General features: G+C 70.7%; 16 protein-coding genes. 3 read left to right on the top strand and 13 right to left on the bottom strand.

The window, feature by feature from the left end:
• Positions 1 to 393: 393 nt before the first annotated feature.
• From glgB to JOE55_RS09515, 3 genes are all read right to left on the bottom strand, one after another.
• Positions 394 to 4,317 carry a 1,4-alpha-glucan branching protein GlgB gene (gene glgB, locus JOE55_RS09525; protein ID WP_204782749.1) on the bottom strand — a complete coding sequence of 1,308 codons (3,924 nt, stop codon included), beginning with the start codon at positions 4,315 to 4,317 and terminating at the stop codon, positions 394 to 396.
• A 47-nt stretch (positions 4,318 to 4,364) separates the two neighbouring features.
• Entirely contained in the window at positions 4,365 to 6,140 is a 1,776-nt protein-coding gene (treS, locus tag JOE55_RS09520) for a maltose alpha-D-glucosyltransferase (protein ID WP_204782748.1), read from the bottom strand.
• A 96-nt stretch (positions 6,141 to 6,236) separates the two neighbouring features.
• Positions 6,237 to 8,363 carry an alpha-1,4-glucan--maltose-1-phosphate maltosyltransferase gene (locus JOE55_RS09515; RefSeq protein WP_239547371.1) on the bottom strand — a complete coding sequence of 709 codons (2,127 nt, stop codon included), beginning with the start codon at positions 8,361 to 8,363 and terminating at the stop codon, positions 6,237 to 6,239.
• A gap of 161 nt (positions 8,364 to 8,524) precedes the next feature.
• Here JOE55_RS09515 and glgP point away from each other — a divergent pair, with 161 nt between their 5' ends.
• Positions 8,525 to 11,110 (top strand): alpha-glucan family phosphorylase, encoded by a 2,586-nt coding sequence (gene glgP / locus JOE55_RS09510; protein WP_204782746.1) that lies wholly within the window; start codon positions 8,525 to 8,527, stop codon positions 11,108 to 11,110.
• Between the two features lie 52 nt (positions 11,111 to 11,162).
• Here glgP and glgX read toward each other — a convergent pair whose 3' ends face one another.
• From glgX to JOE55_RS09480, 6 genes are all read right to left on the bottom strand, one after another.
• Entirely contained in the window at positions 11,163 to 13,397 is a 2,235-nt protein-coding gene (gene glgX, locus JOE55_RS09505; RefSeq protein ID WP_338125468.1) for a glycogen debranching protein GlgX, read from the bottom strand.
• The gene (rlmB, locus tag JOE55_RS09500) at positions 13,378 to 14,376 is read right to left on the bottom strand and encodes a 23S rRNA (guanosine(2251)-2'-O)-methyltransferase RlmB (protein ID WP_204782745.1); all 999 of its coding nucleotides are present in this window, start codon (positions 14,374 to 14,376) and stop codon (positions 13,378 to 13,380) included. Before rlmB ends, glgX begins: the two co-directional genes overlap by 20 nt.
• A gap of 108 nt (positions 14,377 to 14,484) precedes the next feature.
• The gene (cysS, locus tag JOE55_RS09495) at positions 14,485 to 15,927 is read right to left on the bottom strand and encodes a cysteine--tRNA ligase (RefSeq protein WP_204782744.1); all 1,443 of its coding nucleotides are present in this window, start codon (positions 15,925 to 15,927) and stop codon (positions 14,485 to 14,487) included.
• A gap of 10 nt (positions 15,928 to 15,937) precedes the next feature.
• Positions 15,938 to 16,450, bottom strand: a complete 513-nt coding sequence (gene ispF, locus JOE55_RS09490; protein WP_204783269.1) for a 2-C-methyl-D-erythritol 2,4-cyclodiphosphate synthase — start codon at positions 16,448 to 16,450, stop codon at positions 15,938 to 15,940.
• A 2-nt stretch (positions 16,451 to 16,452) separates the two neighbouring features.
• Positions 16,453 to 17,256 carry a 2-C-methyl-D-erythritol 4-phosphate cytidylyltransferase gene (gene ispD / locus JOE55_RS09485; protein ID WP_061711124.1) on the bottom strand — a complete coding sequence of 268 codons (804 nt, stop codon included), beginning with the start codon at positions 17,254 to 17,256 and terminating at the stop codon, positions 16,453 to 16,455.
• A gap of 11 nt (positions 17,257 to 17,267) precedes the next feature.
• Positions 17,268 to 17,750 carry a CarD family transcriptional regulator gene (locus JOE55_RS09480; protein ID WP_006214662.1) on the bottom strand — a complete coding sequence of 161 codons (483 nt, stop codon included), beginning with the start codon at positions 17,748 to 17,750 and terminating at the stop codon, positions 17,268 to 17,270.
• Positions 17,751 to 17,902: 152 nt separating this feature from the next.
• On the opposite strand from JOE55_RS09480, the gene JOE55_RS09475 reads away from it, so the two are divergent.
• On the top strand, positions 17,903 to 18,454 hold the full coding sequence (locus JOE55_RS09475) for a hypothetical protein (RefSeq protein ID WP_204782743.1): 552 nt from the start codon (positions 17,903 to 17,905) through the stop codon (positions 18,452 to 18,454).
• Positions 18,455 to 18,580: 126 nt separating this feature from the next.
• Here the strand turns inward: JOE55_RS09475 and JOE55_RS09470 are convergent, their stop codons facing one another.
• Positions 18,581 to 19,261 (bottom strand): response regulator transcription factor, encoded by a 681-nt coding sequence (locus JOE55_RS09470; protein WP_006214664.1) that lies wholly within the window; start codon positions 19,259 to 19,261, stop codon positions 18,581 to 18,583.
• A complete protein-coding gene (locus tag JOE55_RS09465; protein ID WP_204782742.1) occupies positions 19,258 to 20,529 on the bottom strand; it encodes an ATP-binding protein in 1,272 nt (423 codons plus the stop codon). Before JOE55_RS09465 ends, JOE55_RS09470 begins: the two co-directional genes overlap by 4 nt.
• 219 nt (positions 20,530 to 20,748) lie before the next feature.
• Between JOE55_RS09465 and phoU the strand changes: the two genes are divergently transcribed.
• Positions 20,749 to 21,399, top strand: a complete 651-nt coding sequence (gene phoU / locus JOE55_RS09460) for a phosphate signaling complex protein PhoU (RefSeq protein ID WP_204782741.1) — start codon at positions 20,749 to 20,751, stop codon at positions 21,397 to 21,399.
• Between the two features lie 126 nt (positions 21,400 to 21,525).
• Here phoU and JOE55_RS09455 read toward each other — a convergent pair whose 3' ends face one another.
• On the bottom strand, positions 21,526 to 22,281 hold the full coding sequence (locus JOE55_RS09455; protein WP_024289131.1) for a phosphoglyceromutase: 756 nt from the start codon (positions 22,279 to 22,281) through the stop codon (positions 21,526 to 21,528).
• A 63-nt stretch (positions 22,282 to 22,344) separates the two neighbouring features.
• A complete protein-coding gene (locus tag JOE55_RS09450) occupies positions 22,345 to 22,695 on the bottom strand; it encodes a DUF2516 family protein (protein ID WP_006214668.1) in 351 nt (116 codons plus the stop codon).
• Positions 22,696 to 22,698 lie beyond the last annotated feature (3 nt).

Raw genomic sequence — 22,698 nt, 5'->3', positions numbered from 1 at the left:
GTTTCACCAGGCCCGCGAAGATCAGTTCCTTGCTGGACCGTGCCGCTGCGTCATCCGCAGCTTCAGCACCCGTCCGAAGCACTCCGCTACATTACCCGTCGCCCTCCCTCAGGTCAACTCGCCGTCTCCGGCGGTTGAACTCTCAGAAATCCTGCGACGCGTTGCATGCAGTCCGTGACAGGAGGCCTTCCGGCTGCTCCGTGCCGTCCGGACTGCCGGAGCGACGAAGAAGAACACTACACACGTCCCCCGCTGCGCGCAAACGAGAAGGGGCCCGCCCCCGCGTTGCGTGCGCGAGGACGGGCTCCTTCCCTGCTCAGTCGGCTGCTGTCTCCGGCACCGAGCCTGCGACGGCCTGTCGCCACTGCGAGCTGCGCGCCCGCCGCCGGCCAGTCAGTTCGTCGGCCGGAGCCAGACCGCACCCAGCGGCGGCAGGTCCAGCACCGCGTGGGCCGGCTGCGCGTACTGGGGCTCATCCACGGCCGTGACCGATCCGTTCACCACGCCCGAGCCGCCGAAGCGGAGGTCGTCCGTGTTCAGGACCTCCTCCCACTGCCCGCCGCGAGGCAGCGGCAGATGGAAGCCGTTGTGGGGCATGCCCGCGAAGTTGACCGCGCAGACCAGCGGCTCGCCGGCGGTGTCCCATCGCACGAACGACATGGTGCAGCCCTGGCTGTCGTTGGCATCCAGCCAGGTGAAGCCCTCCGGCGCGTTGTCCTGCGCCCACAGCGCCGGAGTCTGCTTGTAGATCTCGTTCAGCTCCACGACCAGGCGCTGGATGCCCTGGTGCGGCTCCGTCTCCGCGAGCCACCAGTCCAGCGACTTGTCGTTGTCCCACTCGGCGTCCTGCGCGAACTCGGTGCCCATGAAGATCAGCTGCTTGCCGGGATGCGCCCACATGTACGCGAGGTAGGCCCGGACGTTGGCGAGCTGCTGCCAGCGGTCTCCCGGCATCTTGCGCAGCAGGGAGCCCTTGCCGTAGACGACCTCGTCGTGCGAGATCGGGAGGATGAAGTTCTCGGAGTACGCGTACACCATGGAGAACGTCAGCTTGCCGTGGTGGTAGCTGCGGTTCACAGGGTCCTCGCCCATGTACTCGAGCGAGTCGTGCATCCAGCCCATGTTCCACTTGATGCCGAAGCCCAGACCGTTGCCGCTGGTGGGACGAGTGACTCCCGGGAATGCCGTGGACTCCTCGGCGATCATCACCGTGCCGGGGCTGCGGCGGTAGGCCGTGGCGGTGGCCTCCTGCAGGAACGAGATGGCCTCCAGGTTCTCCCGCCCTCCGAACTGGTTCGGCTCCCACTCGCCGTGCTCGCGCGAGTAGTCCAGGTAGAGCATCGAAGCCACGGCGTCCACGCGCAGGCCGTCGACGTGGAACTCCTCGAGCCAGTACAGGGCGTTGGCCACGAGGAAGTTGCGGACCTCGGTGCGCCCGTAGTCGAAGATCAGAGTGCCCCAGTCCTTGTGCTCGCCGCGGCGGGGATCCGGGTGCTCGTAGAGCGGTGCACCGTCGAAGCGGGCCAGGGCGAAGTCGTCCTTGGGGAAGTGCCCGGGGACCCAGTCGACGAGCACGCCGATGCCGGCCTGGTGGAGGGCGTCGACGAGGTGCTTGAAGTCATCGGGATCGCCGAAGCGCGACGTGGGGGCGTAGTAGCCCGTGACCTGGTAGCCCCACGAGCCGCCGAACGGGTGCTCGGCCACCGGCATGAACTCCACGTGGGTGAACCCGTGGGCCTTGACGTAGTCGACGAGCTCGGTGGCCAGGTCCCGGTAGCTCAGCCCCTGGCGCCACGAGCCGATGTGGACCTCGTAGACGCTCATGGGACCGCTGTGCGGGTCCGTCTGCGCGCGGCGCTCCATCCACTCGTCGTCGCCGAACGTGTATTCGCTGTCGAGGACGCGGGAGCCGGTCAGCGGCGGCACCTCGCTCCAGCGGGCCATGGGGTCCGCCTTGTCCTTCCACTGCCCGCCCGGGCCCATGATGCGGAACTTGTAGATGGCACCGTGGCCGACGCCCGGGACGAAGAGCTCCCAGACGCCGCTGCCGCCGAGCGAGCGCATGGCGTGCTCGGTGCCGTCCCAGCCGTTGAAGTCGCCGATGACGCGCACGGCTCGGGCATTGGGGGCCCAGACGGCGAAGCTCGTGCCGCGGGTCTCGCCGAAGCTCGAGGGCCAGCTGCGCACACGGGCGCCCAGGACCTTCCAGAGCTCCTCGTGCCGGCCCTCGCCGATCAGATGCAGGTCCATCTCGCCCACGGTCGGAGTGCTGCGGTACGGATCGTCGACCTCGAGGCTGTGTCCGCCGTCCCAGGTCACGCGCAGGCGGTAGTCGGGGATGCCGCCGTCCGAGGTCGCGGGGATGCGACCGGTGAAGATGCCGCCCCACTCGTGGCTGAGCAGGTGCACGGAGCCGTCTCCGGTGATCGCCTCGACCTTCTGGGCGAAGCGCCGCAGGGTGCGGACCACGACGGTGCCGTCGTCCTGCGGATGCGCGCCGAGCACGCAGTGCGGATCGTAGTACCGGCCCTCGGCGACAGCCGCCAGGACATCCTCGGAGATGGTGTGGGACACGTGGTGCTCGCTTCCGCTGGTCTCGTCCGTCTCCGCCTGCGGTGCTGCGGCGGGGGGCTCCGGGGCGGAGCCTTCCTGCTGGTCGGGGGTCGGCTCCGCGCCGCCCCGGATGGCCTGATCGGCCTGGTACTGCGAGGGTACGCCCGCAGCAGCCGCGCTCGGGCCCGGCACGACGGCCGAGGTCTCGACCGGTGCACCAGAAGCCTCCGACGCGGTGCCCCCCGTCCCCCGGACATCCGAGGGCTCGTCGGCCGTCTCCTGGTCGCCAGAGAGCGCACCGGCCGCGGCACCGGCTGCGGGGTCGACGGCGGCCGAAGACTGGGAGCCGCCGAGCGCGCTGAGCACGGCCCTGAGCGGGACGTCGACCCAGTCGGGGCGATTGCGCGACTCGTAGACGACCTCGTACATGGCCTTGTCCAGCCACAGCGCCTGGAACAGGGGATCACGGCGCTCCACGATCGTGTGGGTCACGGCGGTCCAGCCCTCGAGCAGCGCCTCGGCGGCCGCCTGACCCCACTGCTCGGTGTCGCGCCCGGACTCGCGCTGCCCGAACGCTGCGGCGTAGTCCAGCGAGCGCAGCATCCCCACGACGTCGCGCAGGGGAAGGTCTGCGGCCGAGCGCTCCGACATCTCGCGCAGCGGCTCGCCCTCGAAATCAAGGATGCGGAAGGCACCGTCGGGACCGCGCAGCACCTGGCCCAGGTGGTAGTCGCCGTGGATGCGCTGCAGCTCGGGCAGCTGCTCGACCTCGCGGGCGCGGGCGATGACCGAGTCCAGCTCCTGCTCCAGCCCGCCCGGACGGTCGCCCATCTGATCGCGGGCCCATTCCAGACGCCCGGACAGCGACTCCAGCAGCGCCTCGCGCCGGGGCCCGAGGGTCTCCTGCGTGCCGAAGGCGGAGGCGAGGTCGCGGTGCATGCGCGCCGTGGCACGGCCGAGCTCGCGGGCCTCCGCGGCGAAGGAGCGGCCTTCGGCGGCGGCCTCGACGGCCAGGCGCCAGGCATCCTGGGCGCCGTCGACGAACTCCGCGGCCACGACCGACTGCCCGACGGCCTGGCGCTGGCCGTCGTCGTCGCCGGTCTCCGGCCAGGTGATCTCGGCCCAGCCCCAGGTCCGTGCCACCACGGAGCAGCCGAGGTCGGTCAGCTCGCGTCCGACCTCGACGTCCGGGTTCTCCCCCTCGCCGAGGATGCGGAAGAACTTGAGGATCAGCGCGTCCTCGCCGGGCTCGACGGGGCGCAGCACCACCGAGGTGTTCGACTGCTCGCCGGCGATCACCTGCACCTGCTCGGCGGCCTTCACGCCCGAGACCGGGGTCAGCGAGTCGTTGGCCGCCCCCGTCATGGCCGCGCGGCGCCCGCCGATCTGCGAGCCCTTGCGCAGCAGGCCCAGCACGGCGTCCAGGAACTCCGGCTGATCGACGGCCTCCCGGACGTGGCGCGTCCCTGCGGAGGTCTCGAAGGAGCCGATCTGCTGGTCGAAGGCCGAGGCGGAGGTCTCCAGCGGCACCTGGACGATGCGCGTCCCGGACGGGGTGCCCGCCCGCAGGAGGTGGATCGCCAGGCCCTCGTCCTCGGGCGAGGCGCCGGCCGGGGACTCGGACAGCGGGATCACCGCGGCCGTCTCGAGGCTCAGCTGCTCGGCATCGCCGTCGAAGGGGAACCAGCGCCGCGAGGGCAGCCAGCCGCGCAGCACCTCCTCGAGGCTGCGCGCCGGGTGCGACGACGGGTTCACGGCGGACATGTCAGGTCTCCTGTGCAGGTGGTGCGGGTGAACGGGCGAGGACGAGCTCAGCCGAGGCTGGTGATGATCGGCATGGACTGCGTGGGCGGCTGAACTCCCGAGGCGTCGGGCGCGCTGCGGACCCTCAGCCAGAAGAAGTCCTGGGAGCCCAGCGTCACCCGGTAGGTGCCGTCGTCGTCGACCTTGCCGAACGGCTCGCCGCCGAAGACCTCGCGCAGGCCGCGCCCGGCGAACTCCGGCAGATCGATCGTGCTGGCGGCCGGGGTGTGCGACAGGTTGAAGATGCACACCAGCGTCTCCGCCTGCTCCTCGTGCCGCTCGTCCTGGGGATGGAACTCCCGGACGAAGGCGAAGACCGACTCGTGCCCGGAGTCCACGGAGCGGAACTCGCCCATGCCGAAGGCCGGGTGCTCGCGGCGCACCAGCAGCATGCGGCGCAGCCAGTGCAGCAGCGACGACGACGAGGCCAGCTGCGCCTCGACGTTCGTCTGCGTGTAGTGGTGCACGAGCGACTGGATCACCGGCAGGTACAGCTTGCCCGGATCCGCCTCCGAGAAGCCGGCATTGCGGTCCGGGGTCCACTGCATGGGCGTTCGGGAGGCGTCGCGGTCATCGAGCCAGATGTTGTCGCCCATGCCGATCTCGTCGCCGTAGTACAGGAATGGGCTGCCCGGCAGCGCGAGCAGCAGCGCATGGATCAGCTCGATCTCGGCCCGCGAGTTGTCCAGCAGCGGGGCGAGACGGCGACGGATGCCGACATTGGCGCGCATGCGCGGATCCGGGGCGTACCAGCCGAGCATCGCCTGGCGCTCCTCCGGGGTGACCATCTCGAGCGTGAGCTCGTCGTGGTTGCGCAGGAACGTGCCCCACTGCGTGCCCTCGGGGATCCGCGGGGTGGTCGCCATGGTGTCGATCAGCGGCTGAGCCCGCTGGTCGCGCAGGGCGTAGAAGATCCGCGGCATGATCGGGAAGTGGAAGCACATGTGGCACTCCGGGGCCTCCGCCGAGCCGAAGTACTCGACGACCTCCTCCGGGGGCTGGTTCGCCTCGGCGATGATCACGCGGCCGGGGTACTCGCGGTCGACCATCTCGCGAAGGGCCACCAGGAAGTCATGGGTGCCGGGGAGGTTCTCGCAGTTGGTGCCCTCCTCCTCCACCAGATACGGGATGGCATCGGCCCGGAAGCCGTCGATGCCCATGTCGAGCCAGAAGCGCACCACATCGTAGACGGCCTCGACGACCTTGGGGTTCTCGAAGTTCAGATCCGGCTGATGCGAGAAGAAGCGGTGCCAGAAGAACTGCCGGCGCACCGGGTCGAAGGTCCAGTTCGACTCCTCGGTGTCCACGAAGATGATCCGCGCCTCGGAGTACAGCTCATCCGTGTCCGACCAGACGTAGAAGTCGCCGTACGGGCCCTCGGGGTCCTCGCGGGAGGCCTGGAACCACTCGTGCTGATCCGAGGTGTGGTTCAGAGGCAGATCCGTGATGACGCGCAGACCGCGGGCGTGGGCCTCGGCGACCAGGCGCTTGAAGTCGGAGACGGTGCCGAACTCGTCGAGCACCGAGTAGTAGTCCGAGATGTCGTAGCCGCCGTCGCGCAGGGGCGATTCGTAGAACGGCGGGATCCAGAGGCAGTCGATGCCGAGCCACTGGAGGTAGTCCAGCCTCTCGATCAGACCCGAGAAGTCTCCCGAGCCGTCGCCGTTGGCATCCGAGAAGGCGCGCACGAGGACCTCGTAGAACACTGCCTTGCGGAACCAGTCCGGATCGTGCGAGATCCCCGGGGCGTTGACTCCGAAGCTGGCCGGGTTGATGGCATTCACGTGCGGTGCATCTCCTGCTGCTGGTTTCGTGCTGCGGAACGGGCCGGGCGCCGCGGCGGGCGCCCGGCCCGGGTAGTGCTCGCGGATCGTCCGCGCTCAGCGCCGGCGACGCACGCTGACGATGTGGACGGGCTCGTAGAACGGGTCCAGGCGGACCCACACGCGATCGCCCCAGGACCAGGACTCTCCCGTGAGCAGCTCATCGGCTGCGAAGGTCCCGTCCTCGGCGCGATCCTGCGGGGCCAGGCGCAGGGCCTCCAGGTCGAGCTCGATGTTCGCGGTGCGCACCGAATGCGGATCGGTGTTCGCCACGACGATCAGCGTGTCCTCGTGCTCCCCGTCCGGCCCCTGGACCGTCTTGGTCTTGGAGAAGCACAGGATGGCGTCGTCGTCGGTGGGGTGCAGGGTCAGGTTCTGCAGGTCCCCGAGGGCCGGGTGCTCGTGGCGCAGCTGGTTGAGGCGGCGCACGTAGGGCGCCAGCGAATCGCCGCGGACCTCCGCGTCCTTGAAGTCGCGCGGGCGGTACTCGAACTTCTCGGAGTCGATCGACTCCTCGGCGCCCGGGCGCTGGACGTTCTCGTAGAGCTCGTAGCCGGCGTACATGCCCCACAGGGGCGAGGCCGTGGCCGCGATCGCCGCGCGGATCTTGAACGCCGGGCGCCCGCCCTCCACGAAATAGGACGTGAGGATGTCCGGGGTGTTCACGAAGAAGTTCGGACGGTACTGGGCGGCGGTCTCCCGGGCGACCTCCTCCAGGTACTCCTCGAGCTCCCACTTGGCGTTGCGCCAGGTGAAGTACGAGTACGACTGCTGGAAGCCGGCCTTGGCCAGGCCCTGCATCATGGCCGGGCGGGTGAAGGCCTCGGCCAGGAAGACGACGCCGTCGTCGATCTTCCGGACCCGATCGAGCAGCCACTCCCAGAACCAGAGCGGCTTGGTGTGCGGATTGTCCACGCGGAAGATCCGCACGCCGTGGGAGATCCACAGCTGCACGATCCGCAGGACCTCCCGGCACAGCCCCTCGGGGTCGTTGTCGAAGTTGATCGGATAGATGTCCTGGTACTTCTTGGGCGGGTTCTCCGCATACGCGATCGTGCCGTCGGCGCGCGTGGTGAACCACTCCGGGTGCTGCTGGACCCAGGGGTGATCCGGGGAGGCCTGCAGCGCGAGGTCCAGGGCGACCTCGAGACCCAGCTCCCGGGCGCGGGCGACGAAGTCGTCGAAGTCCTCGAAGGTCCCCAGATCAGGATGGATGGCGTCGTGGCCGCCGTCCTCGCTGCCGATCGCCCAGGGCGAGCCCGGATCGTTCGGACCCGCGTGCAGGGTGTTGTTCGGCCCCTTGCGGTGCGCGTGCCCGATCGGGTGGATCGGCGGCATGTAGAGGACGTCGAAGCCCATGTCCGCGACGGCGGGCAGGCGCTCGGCCGCGGTGCGGAAGGTGCCCGAGCGGAAGCCGCCCGTGGTCTCATCGCGCACGGCGCCCTCGGAGCGGGGGAAGAACTCGTACCAGGCGCCGCGACCGGCGGCATCGCGCTCGACGCGCAGCGGCAGGGGCTCGGAGCTGGTCACGAGGCTGCGGATCGGCGAGGCGGCGACGATCTCCAGGACCGAGCGGTCCGCGGCGCGGGCGAATCGCTGGCTGGCGGGGATCGAACGATCCTTCAGCTGCTCGGCGATCTCGCCCAGCAGGCGGCGCTGCGACTCGGGGCGCTCGGCCTCCGAGGCGGCGCGCTCGAAGACGACCACGCCCTCGTCCATCATCAACTCGACGTCCTGCCCGACACCGAGCTTGATCTCGGCGGCGTGGCGCCAGGTCTCGTACAGATCGCCCCAGCCCTCGACGGTGAAGCTCCACTCGCCCTCGGCATCGGGGCGGACCCAGCCCTCGTAGCGATCGGTGCCCGGGGCGCTGAGGCTCATGGCAGTGCGCTGGTGCTCCCGGCCCTGCGGGTCACGCAGCACGGCGGTCACGCCGAGGGCGTCGTGGCCCTCGCGGTAGACGGTCGCGGCGATGCGGATGTCCTCGCCGGGCAGGGCGGTGGCGGGACGGCGCCCGCACAGCACGGACGGGGACACGTTCTCGATGGGAATGCGTCCGTAGACGAGACCGGACAGATCGACGGGCTCGACGGCGGCAGCCGGGGCAGCAGGGGCCCCCGCGGCGGACGGCGCGCTCGAGCTGGGCTCGGGAGCGGAGGCGGAGTCTCGGGGCGGCTTGGGCATGCTCTTGGAGGTCACCCCCACACCGTAGTCAGTCCGGCGGTCCATGGTGAAGCAAGTCACGAGCGATTTTCCGGGCGACGGCCCGTATCGCTGCGCAGACAGGGCCGTGGAATCCGAGGGGGCCTCGTCCGGAGCCCTCTGCGGCGCTAGGCTCCGGAGGTGTGAAGGCCATCAGAAGGTTCACCGTCCGGACGTCCCTCCCCGAGTCGATCAGTGCGCTGAGCCGACTGGCCGCCAATCTGCGCTGGTCCTGGCACCGGCCCACCGAGCAGCTCTTCCGGGATCTCGGCCCGGAGGACTGGGAGGCCTCCGGCGGGGATCCCGTCCAGGTCCTGGGCTCGCTGACCCGCGAGGAGATCCAGCAGATCGCCGAGGACGACGAGCTCGTCCGGCGCATCGACGCCCTGGGCCGCGACCTCGAGACCTACCTGAGCGAGCCGCTGTGGTACCAGCGCGAGCACGGTCGCGACGGCGCGCGCTCGATCGCCTACTTCTCCGCCGAGTACGGCATCACCTCCGTGCTGCCGCAGTACTCGGGCGGTCTCGGCATCCTGGCCGGCGATCACCTCAAGACCGCCTCCGACATGGGCGTGCCCGTGGTGGGCGTGGGCCTGCTGTACCAGAACGGCTACTTCAACCAGTCGCTGTCGCGCGACGGGTGGCAGCTCGAGGACTACCCCGTCCTGGACCCGCAGGGCCTGCCCCTCACGCTGCTGCGCGAACCCGACGGCTCCCCTGCGAGGATCTGGTTGCCCATGCCTGACGGCGGGCGGCTGGGCGCCCAGATCTGGCGTGCCGACGTGGGGCGCGTCCCGCTGCTGCTGCTCGACTCCCTAATCACCGAGAACGACGACGTCTTCCGCGCCGTCACGGACCGCCTCTACGGCGGCGGGGGCGAGCACCGCCTCCAGCAGGAGCTGCTGCTGGGCATGGGCGGCATTCGCGCGCTGCGCGAGTTCTCACGGCTCACCGGCGCCCCCGACCCGGAGGTCTTCCACTGCAACGAGGGCCACGCGGGCTTCGCCGGAATCGAGCGCATCGCCGAGCTGATGAGCCCCGGCACCGACGGCGGCGCGGGCATGTCCTGGCTCGAGGCCCTCACCGCGGTGCGCGCCTCGACTGTGTTCACCACGCACACCCCGGTCCCGGCCGGCATCGACCGCTTCGAGCGCGAGATGATCGAGCGCTTCTTCTCCACCGAGCTGGCCGGGCCCGCCCCTCTCGAGGAGATCCTGGCTCTGGGGCGCGAGGACCACGACGGCGGCGACGGCAGCCGGTTCAACATGGCCGTCATGGGCCTGCGCCTGGCCCAGCGGGCCAACGGCGTGGCCAAGCTGCACGGCGCGGTGTCGCGGCAGATGTTCTCCGGGCTGTGGAACGGCTTCGACACCGACGAGGTCCCCATCTCGTCGGTGACCAACGGCGTGCACGTGCCGACCTGGATCGATCCGCGCATGGAGGCCCTGGCCGTGGACCGGTCGCAGCCGGATCTGCGCGCGCGCTGGCGGGCTGTGGCCGAGGTCCCGGACGAGCAGCTGTGGCGCGTGCGCGCCGAGATGCGCGCGGATCTGGTGGCCGATGTCCGTCGTCGCCTGCGCGCGTCGTGGAAGCAGCGCGGCGCCGCTGATGCCGAGCTGAGCTGGACCGACTCGGTGCTCGATCCGGAGGTCCTCACGATCGGCTTCGCCCGACGGGTGCCCACCTACAAGCGCCTGACCCTGATGCTGCGCGATCCGCAGCGCCTCAAGCGCCTGCTGCTGGACCCCGTGCGCCCCGTCCAGCTCGTGATCGCCGGCAAGTCCCACCCTGCCGACGAGATGGGCAAGCGCATGATCCAGGACCTGGTGCGCTTCACCGACGACCCCGAGGTCCGCCACCGCATCGTGTTCCTGCCGAACTACGACATGTCGATGGCGCGCACCCTGTTCCCGGGCTGCGACGTCTGGCTCAACAACCCCCTGCGACCGCTCGAGGCCTGCGGCACCTCCGGGATGAAGGCCGCGATCAACGGCGGGCTCAATCTCTCGGTGCTCGACGGCTGGTGGGACGAGCTCTACGACGGCCAGAACGGCTGGGCGATCCCGACCGCCGACAACCGGGCCTCCGACGATGAGCGGGACAGCATCGAGGCCGCAGCGCTCTACGAGCTGATCGAGAACCACGTGGCGCCCCGGTTCTACAGCGAGATCCACGACGCCGGGGCGGAGCGCGTCCCCCATCAGTGGCTGGCCATGGTGCGCCACACGCTCACCACCCTGGGGCCCAGCGTCTCGGCCACTCGCATGGTCGCGGACTACGTCGAGCAGCTCTACCTGCCGGCCGCCCGGGCCGGCCGCGCCGCCTCCGCGGCCGATCACGCCCAGGCCCGCTCCACGGCGGCCTGGGTCGCCCGGGTCCGCCAGGGCTGGGCGGGCGTGCGGATCGAGCATGTGCGCACCGGGGGGCTGCACTCCGAGCCGCAGATCGGCGATGCCATCGAGGTCACCGCCTACGTCCGTCTCGGCGAGCTGAGCCCCGAGGACGTCCGCGTCGAGGTCGGCTTCGGCCGGGTCTCGGGCAACGATCACATCCACGAGCGCAAGCACCAGGATCTGAGTGAGGTCCAGCGCACCGATTCCGGGGACTGGGCCTTCACCGGATCCTTCACGATCGACCGATCGGGTCCGTTCGGCTACACGGTGCGCGTGCTTCCCGACGGGGACGGGCTGACCACCAGCGCCGAGCTGGGCCTGGTGGTCAGCGCCTGAGACGCTGAGAGCGGCTGAGCACGAGGCGTCCTCGGCTCCGGTGCCGAGGTCTTCAGTCGAGCGACAGCGCGCCCACCGTCATGGCCGGCAGCGCGAGCGCGTCTCCCCCGCGCAGGATGCGCCCGTAGGAGCTGCGCAGCTCGGCGTCGGTCGAGAAGACGAACTCGACGGCGCGCTCAGCAGCCTCCGCCTCTCCCTGCGGCGCATCGGGGCCCTCCGCCTCGGGGTTCGGCGTCTCCAGACGCGCCGCGACCGCGTGGGGGTCGTCCTCGGTGAAGAGGGACTCGGACAGGTGCGGGATCCGGAACTCGATGTCGCGCAAGGTCCCGTTGAGCACCACGAGCCCGGCCACGCCCCCATGGCGGGCGCGCACCAGCATCTGCACGGGGCGGGCTCCCTCCGCCTCCCAGTCCTCGGCCCGCATGAGCCTGCCCTCAGGGGTGAACCACAGGACCCGGATGTCCTCCGGGCGCATCATGTAGTCCTCGGCCTGCAGGGACATGAACCGGCGCCGGACCTGCAGCGCCTCCTTGGTGGCCGCCAGCATGGCCCGCTCTGCGGGAGTGTGCCGCCAGCTCACGTAGCCGATCGGCCCGTCCTGGCAGTACGCGTTGTTGTTGCCGCCCTGGCTGCGCAGCATCTCGTCACCGGCGGTGATCATGGGCACCCCCTGCGAGAGCACCAGCGTGGCCATCAGGTTGCGCGTCGTGCGCGCCCGGGCGCTGCGCACGGTGCCTGAGCGGCTGGGCCCCTCTTCGCCGTGGTTCCACGAGTGGTTGTCGTTCGTGCCGTCACGATTGTCCTCGCGATTGGCCTCGTTGTGCTTGTGGTCGTACGTCGTCAGGTCGTGCAGCGTGAAGCCGTCGTGGGCCGTCACGAAGTTCACCGACGACAGCGGCGTGCGTCCGGAGGCCGCGAAGCGCCCCGGCGAGCCCACGAGCACGTCTGCCATGCGCGAGAGCCCGCCCCCGGGGGCTCCGGCGGACATGGCGCGCTGCTCGGTGAGCCAGAAGTCGCGCACGGTGTCGCGGTAGATGTCGTTCCAGTCGGCCCAGCCGGGAGGGAAGTGCCCCGTCTGCCAGCCGCCCATGCCCACGTCCCAGGGCTCCGAGATCAGCTTGGAGCCGCCGATCGCGGGATCCGCCACGGCGGCGACCAGGAACGGGTGACGGGCGGTGAAGCCGTGCGAGGAGTCCCGGCCCAGCGCAGGTGCCAGATCGAAGCGGAAGCCGTCGACGTGGCAGACCTCGACCCAGTAGCGCAGGGAGTCCAGCGCCATGCGCACGACCTCGGAGCGGGAGAAGTCCAGCGTGTTGCCGCAGCCCGTGACGTCGAGGTAGTTGCCGCTGTCGTCGTGGCGGTACCACTGCCGGTCCCCCAGCCCGCGCCAGCAGTAGGGCTGCTCGCCCATGCCCGCCTCTGCGGTGTGGTTGTAGACGACGTCCAGGATGACCTCGATGCCCGCTGCGTGCAGGTCCTTGACCATCTGCTTGAACTCGTCGATGACCCCCTGCGGTCCGCGCTCCTGCGAGGCGCGGGAGGCGTAGGCCCCGTGCGGGGCGAAGAAGGAGAGCGTGTTGTAGCCCCAGTGGTTGCTCAGCCCGCTGGCCGTGAGATGAGGCTCGTCCAGATGGGCGTGCACCGGCAGCAGCTCGACGGCGGAGATGCCCAGCGAGCTCAGGTGCTCGATCATCACGGGGTGGGCGAGGCCTGCGTACGTTCCGCGCAGCTCCTCCGGAATGCCCGGGTGGTGGATCGTCAGGCCCTTGACATGGGCCTCGTAGATCACGGTGTCGCGCCAGGGGATGTCCGGGGCGAGGTCCCCGGCCCAGTCGAAGGCGTCGTCGATGATCTCGGAGACGTAGCGGCTGCCGTAGGTGTCCGGCTGGGTGACCCCGCGCTGTCCGGGTGCGCGATGGACCTGCCGCAGCCCCCGACCGTGGGGGTCCAGCAGGATCTGCTCGTCCAGCGGGGTGGAGCCGTCGTCGAGCAGCGACGAATCCGCCGCCACGAAGCCGTAGAGGGTCCCCAAGGGCATGGCGGAGCCGCCGCCGACGGCTCCCGGCACCAGGTCGAAGTGGATCCCGCCCTCGATCCGACGCAGCGTGTGGCGGCGCCAGCGGCCACCGGGCACCTGCCAGACCAGATCGAGGCGATCGACTCCGGGCGCCCAGACGGCCACGTTCGTGGCGTTCTCTCCGCCCAGTGCCTGGGAGATCCCGAGCGGACGGGGCCGTGAGCGCGCCGGCCCCGGCGCGGTCGGGCGCCTATGCAGAGTGTGCGGCACGACGGCACGAGGTCTCGTAGAGGGCGATGCCGACCGCCATGGACGCGTTCAGCGACTCCATCTCCGACTGGATCGGGATGGAGACGATCTGATCGCAGTGCTCCGTCATCAGCCGGGAGAGGCCCTTGCCCTCCGAGCCCACGACGATGACCAGGGGCTCCGTGGCCAGGGACAGCCCCGGCAGATCGACCGAGCCGCCGCCGTCGAGCCCGACGACGAAGTACCCGCGGGACTTGGCGTACTCGACCGTGCGGTTGAGGTTGGTGGCCTGGGCCGCGGGGACACGGGCTGCGGCGCCGGCGCTGGTCTTCCAGGCGGTGGCGTTCAGCCCGGTCGAGCGGCGCTCGGGCAGCAGGACGCCGTCGCCGCCGAAGGCCGAGACGCTGCGCATGATCGCACCCAGGTTGCGGGGATCGGTGATGCCGTCCAGGGCGACGAACAGCGGAGCGCGCTCCGCCTCGCGATCGCGCTTCCAGCGCCGCATGGCCTCGTCCAGCAGGTCGTCGGCGGCGCGGTACTCATAGGGCGGCACCTGCAGGGCGATGCCCTGGTGCACGGCGTCCTCGGTCAGGCGGTCGAGCTCGGGGCGGGTGGCCTCCAGCACCGGGATGCCGCGACGGCTGCACAGCGTGAGGATCTCGCGGATGCGGTCATCCGCCTCGATCCGCACCATGATGTAGGCCGCCTTGGCGGGGATCTCGGCGCGCAGGGACTCCAGCACGGAGTTGCGCCCCGTCACGAGGTCCTCGGTCTTGCCCGGTCCGCGGCGGTTGGGACCGCGGCGCTGCCCGCGCTCGCCGGCGCCGGTGGCCGCGCGGTGCTCCGCGGCCTTCTTCTGCTTGTAGGCCTTGTGGTACGGGCGATCCTCCGCGCGCGGGGTGGGGCCCTTGCCCTCGAGCTTCTTGCGGCCGTGGCCGCCGGTGCCCACGGAGGGCCCCTTCTTCTTGGAGCTTCCGCTGCTCCGTCGGGGTGCTGACATGCTGTGCCGCCCATTCATCTCGTGACCGGTCGTGCCGGTCGTGGTCCAGTGCGCAGGCGCTGCGGGCCCATGGGCCGCGCGCCCGCTTCGGTCTTCGGCCGGGAAGCCTCAGCCCAGCGTCCAGGTGGAGCCGCCGGCTCCGTCGGCCACGACGATCCCGGCCTCCGCCAGGGTGTCGCGCAGCCGGTCGGCCTCGGCCCAGTCCTTCTCGGCGCGAGCCGCGGCGCGGCGCTCGAGCAGGTCCTGCACCAGCTGGTCGAGGGCCTCGTGCTCCTGGGCTCCGGCCCCCGCCTCGCCCAGGGCCATCAGTGCGCGCAGACCCAGGATCTCGGTCATCCCGGACACGGCGCGAGCGGCCGCGGCCAGCTCCGAGGCCTGCTCGGTACCCGCGTGCAGAGCGGTGTTGCCGGCCCGCACGCGGTCGTGCAGCACGCCCAGCGCTCGTGGGACGTTGAGGTCGTCGTCCATGACGGCGACGAAGTCCGCGGGGATGTCCGCAGGCTCCCAGTCCAGGTCCGCGCCCGCCGCCGAGGCCGCGACCAGGAAGGCCTCGATGCGCTCCACGGCTGCGGCCGCCTCCTCGAGCGAGGTGGGGCGGTAGTCCAGCACCGAGCGGTAGTGGGCCTGCCCGAGCATGTAGCGCACCACCAGGGGACGGTTCTCGGCGAGCATCTGCTGCGGATCCACGGTGTTGCCCAGGGACTTGGACATCTTCTCGCCCTGGTAGGCCACCAGCCCGTTGTGCAGCCAGAAGTTCGCGAAGCCCCGCCCTGCCGCCGCCGACTGGGCCAGCTCGTTCTCGTGGTGCGGGAAGCGCAGGTCCAGACCGCCGCCGTGGAAGTCGAAGCGATCGCCCAGGTAGCGCCCGGCCATGGCCGAGCACTCCAGGTGCCAGCCGGGGCGGCCGCGGCCCCACGGCGAGTCCCAGGACGCCGTGAGCGGGTCCTGGTCCTTGTGGCCCTTCCACAGCGCGAAGTCCCGGGGATCGCGCTTGCCGCGCGGGTCCGCGTCTGCGGCGTCCTGCATCTCGTCCAGGCGCTGATGGGTCAGCTCCCCGTAGCGGGGCCAGGAGCGGACGTCGAAGTAGACGTCCCCGGAGCCGTCCTGGGCCGGGTAGGCGTGGCCGCGCTCGATCAGCTCGGCGATCAGCTCGTGCATCTGCGGGATGTGCCCGGTGGCGCGCGGCTCGTACGTGGGGCGCCCGATGCCCAGGGCGTCGTAGGCCTGGTGGAAGACGCCCTCGAAGCGATAGGCCAGGGCCCACCAGGGCTCGTTCGGATGGTCTCCGTCGAAACCCGGCTGCTCGGAGGCACGGGCCTTCTCCAGGATCTTGTCGTCGATGTCCGTCACGTTGCGCACGGCCGTGACCTTCAGACCGCGGAAGCGCAGCCAGCGGACGAGGATGTCGAAGACCAGCCCGGAGCGCACGTGCCCGATGTGCGGCCCGCTCTGCACGGTGGCGCCGCAGTAGTACAGGCTCGCCTCCCCCGGCACGACAGGTTCGAAGTCGCGGACGGAGGCTGAGGCGGTGTCGTAGAAGCGCAGTGTCACGCCCGGAAGTCTACCGAGGCCCGGCAGACGGCACGACGAGAGCCGTGGCCATGGCAGCGAGCCCCTCGTCACGTCCGGTGAAGCCCAGCCGGTCCGACGTGGTCGCCGCGACCGAGACGGGGCAGCCTGCGGCGCGGCTGAGCGCCTCCTCAGCCTCCTGTCGTCGCGGCGAGAAGCGCGGCCGCTGCCCGATCAGCTGCACGGCCACGTTGCCCGGCTCGAAGCCGACAGCGCGCACGATCGCCGCGGCCTCCGACAGGATCCGCACGCCCGAGGCTCCGGCCATCTCCGGGCGGTCGGTGCCGAAGTTGGAGCCGAGGTCGCCGCACCCGGCGGCGCTGAAGAGGGCGTCGGCCGCGGCGTGGGCCACGACGTCGCCGTCCGAGTGCCCGGACAGGCCCCGCTCGCCCTCCCACAGCAGGCCGGCCAGGTGCAGCGGCACCAGTCCGTCCGGGCGCTCGGCGCACTCCTGATCGGAGGCGAAGGCGTGGACGTCCACCGAGATGCCGGTGCGCGGGATCATGGTCACGGGCGCTGCTCCTGCTCTGCGTGCTCTGCCTCCGGCCGGGCCTCGAGGCGCTGCCGGCGCTCGGCGAGCACGGCCTCGGCCAGCAGCAGGTCGAGCGGTCGGGTGATCTTGAACGACTCCTCGTGGCCCTGCACGGCGATGACCCGCTCCTGGGACCAGCGCTCGACCAGCGAGGCGTCATCGGTCAGGGAGAGCTCATCCGCGCCCTCGGCGACGGCCTGCTCGTTGACGCGGCGCAGCAGCCTCCAGTCGAAGCCCTGGGGCGTCTGGATGGCGCGCAGCCGAGTGCGGTCCACGGTGCCCGAGAGCCTGTCCTGGGCGTCGATCCGGCGCATGGTGTCCACGACCGGCAGCACGGGGATGACGGCGCGATGCTCGCGCAGCGCAGCGGCCACGTCCCGGAAGACCTGGGCGGGGGTCAGGCAGCGCGCGGCGTCATGGACGAGCACACTGGCCGGGGCGGGGCCCTGGGCCAGGAGATCGAGGGCGGCGCGCACGCTGGCGGCGCGGGTCTGCGCCCCCGTGACGGGCTGCGCGCCCAGCTCGCGGCACACGGCGCTGAGCTGCTCGTCCCCGGCGGGCACGGTCACGACGATCCGCCCGCCCTCGGCGCATACTCCGGAGTCGAGCACCGCCCGCAGGCTGTGCTCGAGGATGGTGCGCCCGGCGAGCTCCACCAGGGCCTTGGGGATGCCGCGGCCCAGGCGCTGCCCCGAGCCCGCTGCGACGACGACGACGGCGCACCCCGTCCCAGAGGAGGGGTGCGCCGTCGTGGGGGCCGTGCGGCCCGAGGACTCCACGGGCTGAGCCTTCAGCCGGCCAGGATGTCGTCGAGGCGCTTCTCGGCCTCTTCCTCGTCGATGTCCTTGGCCAGGGCCAGCTCGGAGGTGAGGATGTGGCGGGCCTTGGTCAGCATGCGCTTCTCACCGGCGGACAGGCCGCGGTCCTTGTCCCGGCGCCAGAGATCGCGCACGACCTCGGCGACCTTCAGGACGTCACCCGATGCCAGCTTCTCCACGTTGGCCTTGTAGCGGCGCGACCAGTTGCTGGCCTCCTCCACGTCATCGGCCTGCAGGACGGCGAAGACCTTCTTGAGGCCCTCCTCATCCACGACGTCTCGCACGCCGACCAGGTCGACGTTCTCCGCCGGTACCTCGATCACGAGGTCACCCTGGGTGACCTTGAGCTTCAGGTACATCTTCTCCTCCCCCTTGATGGTGCGGGTCTTGATCTCCTCGATCAGTGCCGCGCCATGGTGGGGATAGACGACCGTCTCGCCAACCTCGAAAACCATGTATGGTGCCCCTTTCCGCCGGTCGATTCTAGCACGAGGCCCACAGCAGCCTGATCGCCTCCTTCGAGAACCCTTGGAGCGGATGCGGACGATCCGTGCCCAAGCGGATACCATGGCCGGAGCATCACCGACCTGTCTGAGGAGTTCGCGCCGTGACCACTGCCGCCCGCAAGAGGCTTCGCACCATCGGCCTGGGTGCCGCCTTCGCTGCCGCCGCACTGACCACGTCCGGGTGCGCTGCGCTGACCAACGACCAGGAGACGGCATCGCAGTACTCCCCCGCTGACGGCATCGTGGAGCAGCTCGGCGACCTGAGCATCAACAACCTCCTCATCGTCGCCGATTCCGCCGACTCGGACGGCCGCCTGCTGGGCACCCTGGTCAACGAGTCGGACGAGGAGATGTCGGTCGACATCGCCGTCGAGGGCGCCGATCCGATCACCGTGGACGTCCCCCCGAAGGATGAGGTCCGCTTCGAGGACGACGAGAACGAGCAGCTCGTGGTCCCCGCCGGCGCCGAGCCCGGCCTGATGGTGCCCGTGACCATCACCGTCGACGGCGAGACCCTGGAGCACGAGCTGCCCGTGCTCGATCACACCTTCCCGCGCTACGCCGAGTACATCCCCGGCGGTGCGCCGTCGACCCCGGCCAACCCCTCCAACACCCCGGCTCCCGAGGACGAGGAGGAGGGCGGCCACCACTGAGGCCCCCGCACCGGGCCCTGACCGGTCCGGCGCAGCGCAGGCATCGCACACGACGGCGGGGCGGCGACCATCAGGTCGCCGCCCCGCCGTCGCTCTGCCCGCCGCGATGGAGCCGCGGCGGGGGCCTCAGACCTCGAACTTGTAGCCGAGCCCTCGCACCGTCACCAGGTGGCGCGGATCCGAGGGGTCGGGCTCGATCTTGGAGCGCAGCCGCTTGACGTGCACGTCGAGGGTCTTGGTGTCGCCCACGTAGTCGGAGCCCCACACGCGGTCGATGAGCTGTCCTCGGGTCAGCACGCGGCCGGCATTGCGCAGCAGCATCTCCAGAAGCTCGAACTCCTTGAGCGGCATGTTCACCGTCTCGCCCTCGACCGTGACGACGTGGCGCTCGATGTCCATGCGCACGGGTCCGGCCTGCACGGTCGCCGAGACCAGCTCCTCGGGCTCGGAGCGGCGGCGCAGCACGGCGCGGATGCGCGCCACGAGCTCGCGCGACGAGTACGGCTTGGTCACGTAGTCGTCGGCGCCCAGCTCGAGGCCGAGGACCTTGTCGATCTCGGCGTCCTTGGCCGTGAGCATGATGATCGGGACGTTCGAGCGCTGGCGCAGCGCCTTGCAGACCTCGGTGCCGGACAGGCCCGGCAGCATGAGATCGAGCAGGACGAGGTCCGCGCCGGCGCGATCGAACTCCTCCAGCGAGGCCTGGCCGTCGGCCACGACCTCGGGGTCGAATCCCTCCTTGCCCAGGAGGTAGGCCAGGGGCTCGGACAGCGACTCCTCGTCCTCCACGATCAAGATCCGGGTCATGCGGACTCTCCTCCTTCTCGTCGGGCCGTCCCGGCGCGCACGGGGCGACGGCCCCGGCGGCCGGAAGCGGCCTGCTCTGCATCGTTCGCCGCAGCGCCCTCGGCGCCGTCGGCCTGGTCCTCCTGGCCCTGCTTCCCGCCGCCCTGCTCGCTCATCAGCGGGATGCAGAGCGTGAAGGTTGAGCCCTGGCCCTCCTCGGACCAGATGTCCACCCTGCCTCCGTGCTGCTGCATCACGTGCTTGACGATGCTCAGCCCCAGACCGGTGCCTCCGGTCTGACGGGAGCGCGCCGAGTCCACGCGGTAGAACCGCTCGAAGATCCGATCCTGCTCGCTCTGCTGGATGCCCGGGCCCTGGTCCGTCACCGCGATCAGGGCCATGCCGTCTCGCTGGCGCAGCCCCACGCCCACCCGCGTGCCCGGAGGCGAGTAGCGGATGGCGTTGTCGATCAGGTTGCGCACTGCGGTGGTCAGCATGTCGGCGTCGCCGAAGGCCGGAGCATCGACGGAGCCGCCGATCACCAGGCTGATGTCCCGGGACTCCGCCGTCATGCGGTTGCGGTCCACGGCCTCGGCCACCACGCGCCCGAGCTCCACGGGCCCGCCGGAGGTCACGACGTTCTGGCCCTGCAGGCGCGAGAGCTCGATGATGTCCTGCACCAGCAGGGTCAGCCGCTCCGACTCGCGATGCAGCCGGGACGTGAAGTGACGCACGGCGTCCTCGTCCTCGGCGGCGTCCTCGATGGCCTCGGCGAGCAGCCGGATGGCGCCCACCGGGGTCTTCAGCTCATGGGACACGTTGGCCACGAAGTCGCTGCGCACCGACTGGGCCCGGACGATCTCGGTCTGGTCCTCGGCCAGCAGCAGCACGAACTCATCGCCCAGAACGGCCACGCGCACGTCGAGCACGATCACGCCGGTGTTCTCCGCCCCGCGGCCGATCTCGACGCGGCGCTCCTCCGTCACGCCGGAGGCCCGGGCCGCCCGGATCATGCCCAGCAGCTCGTCGCGCACGATCGAATGCCCGCGCACCAGGCCGAAGGCGTAGGCGGCCGGTGAGGCGCGCACGACTCCGTCGACCCCGTCCACGACCACGTAGGCGGGGCCCATGACCGACAGGACGTCCGCGGCGCCGTGCGGCAGCTGGGGCTCGCCGATCTCCGCCGCCTCGATCCTGCGCCGGGAGGTCCCGCGCAGGGCGAAGAGACCGCTGAGTCCGAGCAGCAGTCCGGTCAGCCCCGACAGGAGCGCGAGAAGCAGGGGTTGCACCCTCCCAGAGTAGGGCCACCCCGGGCGCCGACGCGTGCGCCTCGAGGCTGTCGGACGGGCCGACGCCTGGGCGCCACAAGGAGATCACCGGACGTTCTCCCGCCGTTCACCGCAGGCCCGGCAGCGCTGCAGCCGCCGCGCGTAGCCTCGACTCTTCGATCATTGCAGTGAGGCGGGCGTCCTATCCGGGCGCAGGGGCCGCCCGAGGGGAGGCGCAGGATGCGCACGGTGTTCCAGGCGGAGCTCAAGCAGGTGGGCGATGAGCTCGTGGCGATCGCCAGGCTCGTGCGTCAGGCGCTGTCCGAGGCCCGCTCAGCCTTTCTGGAGACCGAGCTCGAGACCGCCCAGGGCGTCATCTCCAACGACGCCCGGATCGACCTGCTGCAGGACGAGCTCGATGAGCGCTCGATCGACATCCTGGCCCGCCAGTCCCCCGTGGCCTCCGACCTGCGCACCCTCGTGGCCGCGCTGCGGATGAGCACCTCGCTCGAGCGCATGGGCGACCTGGCTCGGCACCTGGCTCAGGATGCCCGCCGCCGCTTCCCGGAGGCCGTGATCCCCGAGCGTCTGGCCGACGACTACGCGCGGCTCTTCGAGCTTGACCTGGCCATCCTGGATGGGGTCATCGAGATGCTCGAGACGCGCGACATCTCCCTCTACGAGCGGATCGCCGAGCAGAAGGCGCAGGTCAGCGCCATGCACCGCGGGATCCTCGATGCCATGGGCCGACCGGACTGGGACGCCCCGGTGCACACGACCGTGGATGTCACGCTCTCGGCCCGCTATCTCGAGCGCATGAGCGATCACGGGATCGCCGTGGCCCGCAAGGTCTCGTACCTGGTGACCGGGCAGTGGGGGCCCCCGGCCTGAGCCGGACGGTGCGAGCAGCACCGCACCCAGCGACGACGGGGCCCGGATGCCTGATGGCATCCGGGCCCCGTGCGCTGAAGCGCTGCTGCCGGCCTGCGCCCCGGTGGTCGGGACGCAGGCCTCACCTCACTTCTTGCCCTGGTTCGCGACCGCCTTGATGGACTCGGCCGCAGCCTCCGGGTCCAGGTACTCGCCGCCGGGGGTGATCGGCTTGAAGTTGGCGTCGAGCTCGTAGACCAACGGGATGCCGGTGGGGATGTTCAGGCCGGTGATCTCATCGTCCGAGATGCCGTCCAGGTGCTTGACGAGCGCGCGCAGCGAGTTGCCGTGCGCGGCCAGCAGGACCGTGCGCCCTGCCTTGAGGTCCGGCGTGACCTGGTCCTCCCAGTACGGGAGGAAGCGCTCGAGAACGTCCTTGAGGCACTCGGTGCGCGGGAGGTTCTGGACGTCCTCATAGCGGGGATCGCCGGCCTGCGAGTACTCGTCGCCGTCCTCGATGGGGGGCGGCGGGACGTCGTAGGAGCGGCGCCAGGTCATGAACTGCTCCTCGCCGTACTTCTCGCGGATCTCCGCCTTGTCCTTGCCCTGCAGGGCGCCGTAGTGGCGCTCGTTGAGGCGCCAGGAGCGCTTGACGGGGATCCAGTGGCGATCCGCAGCATCCAGGGCCAGGTTGGCCGTCATGATCGCGCGGCGCAGCAGGGAGGTGTGCACGATGTCCGGGAGCAGACCGCGCTCCTTGAGCAGCTCGCCGCCCCGAGTCGCCTCGCCGCGGCCCTTCTCCGTGAGAGGCACATCCACCCAGCCCGTGAAGAGGTTCTTCTCGTTCCAGTCGGACTGCCCGTGACGGAGCAGGATCAGGTTGTACTTCGCTTCAGTAGCCATGCCCCGAGTATCGCACCTGAGGGACCGACGGGCGAGTGCCGAGCTGACCCGCGACCGGCGTCGTCACCAGGCCGAAGGCCCCGAGGACTCGACGTTGACAGCGGGCTTGACATCCGCCAGGTACACGCCGGAGGCGGTTGCCGCGACCAGCACGAAGATCAGCTGCCCCATCTGCGGGATGCCGCCGGTGAGCAGCGCGATCACCGCGGGAACGGTCATCAGCAGGCTGAAGAGCAGGCAGGCGCCCGTCACCAGCATCCAGAAGGTCCGGGTGCGCTTGAACGCGCGCTGGAACTGGATGGGCTTGGCGGACAGGCAGTGGAGGAACGCCATGGCTGCCAGGACGGTCACCAGCACCATGACGGCGACGTCGACCACCCCGACGGCCAGGAGGATGAGGGAGGTGAGGGACATGGC

The sequence above is a fragment of the Kocuria palustris genome, from assembly GCF_016907795.1.
GTDB classification, from domain to species: Bacteria; Actinomycetota; Actinomycetes; order Actinomycetales; family Micrococcaceae; genus Kocuria; species Kocuria palustris.
Note: the sequence above shows the minus strand (reverse complement) of the source record. Positions and strands in the feature narration are given on the sequence as shown.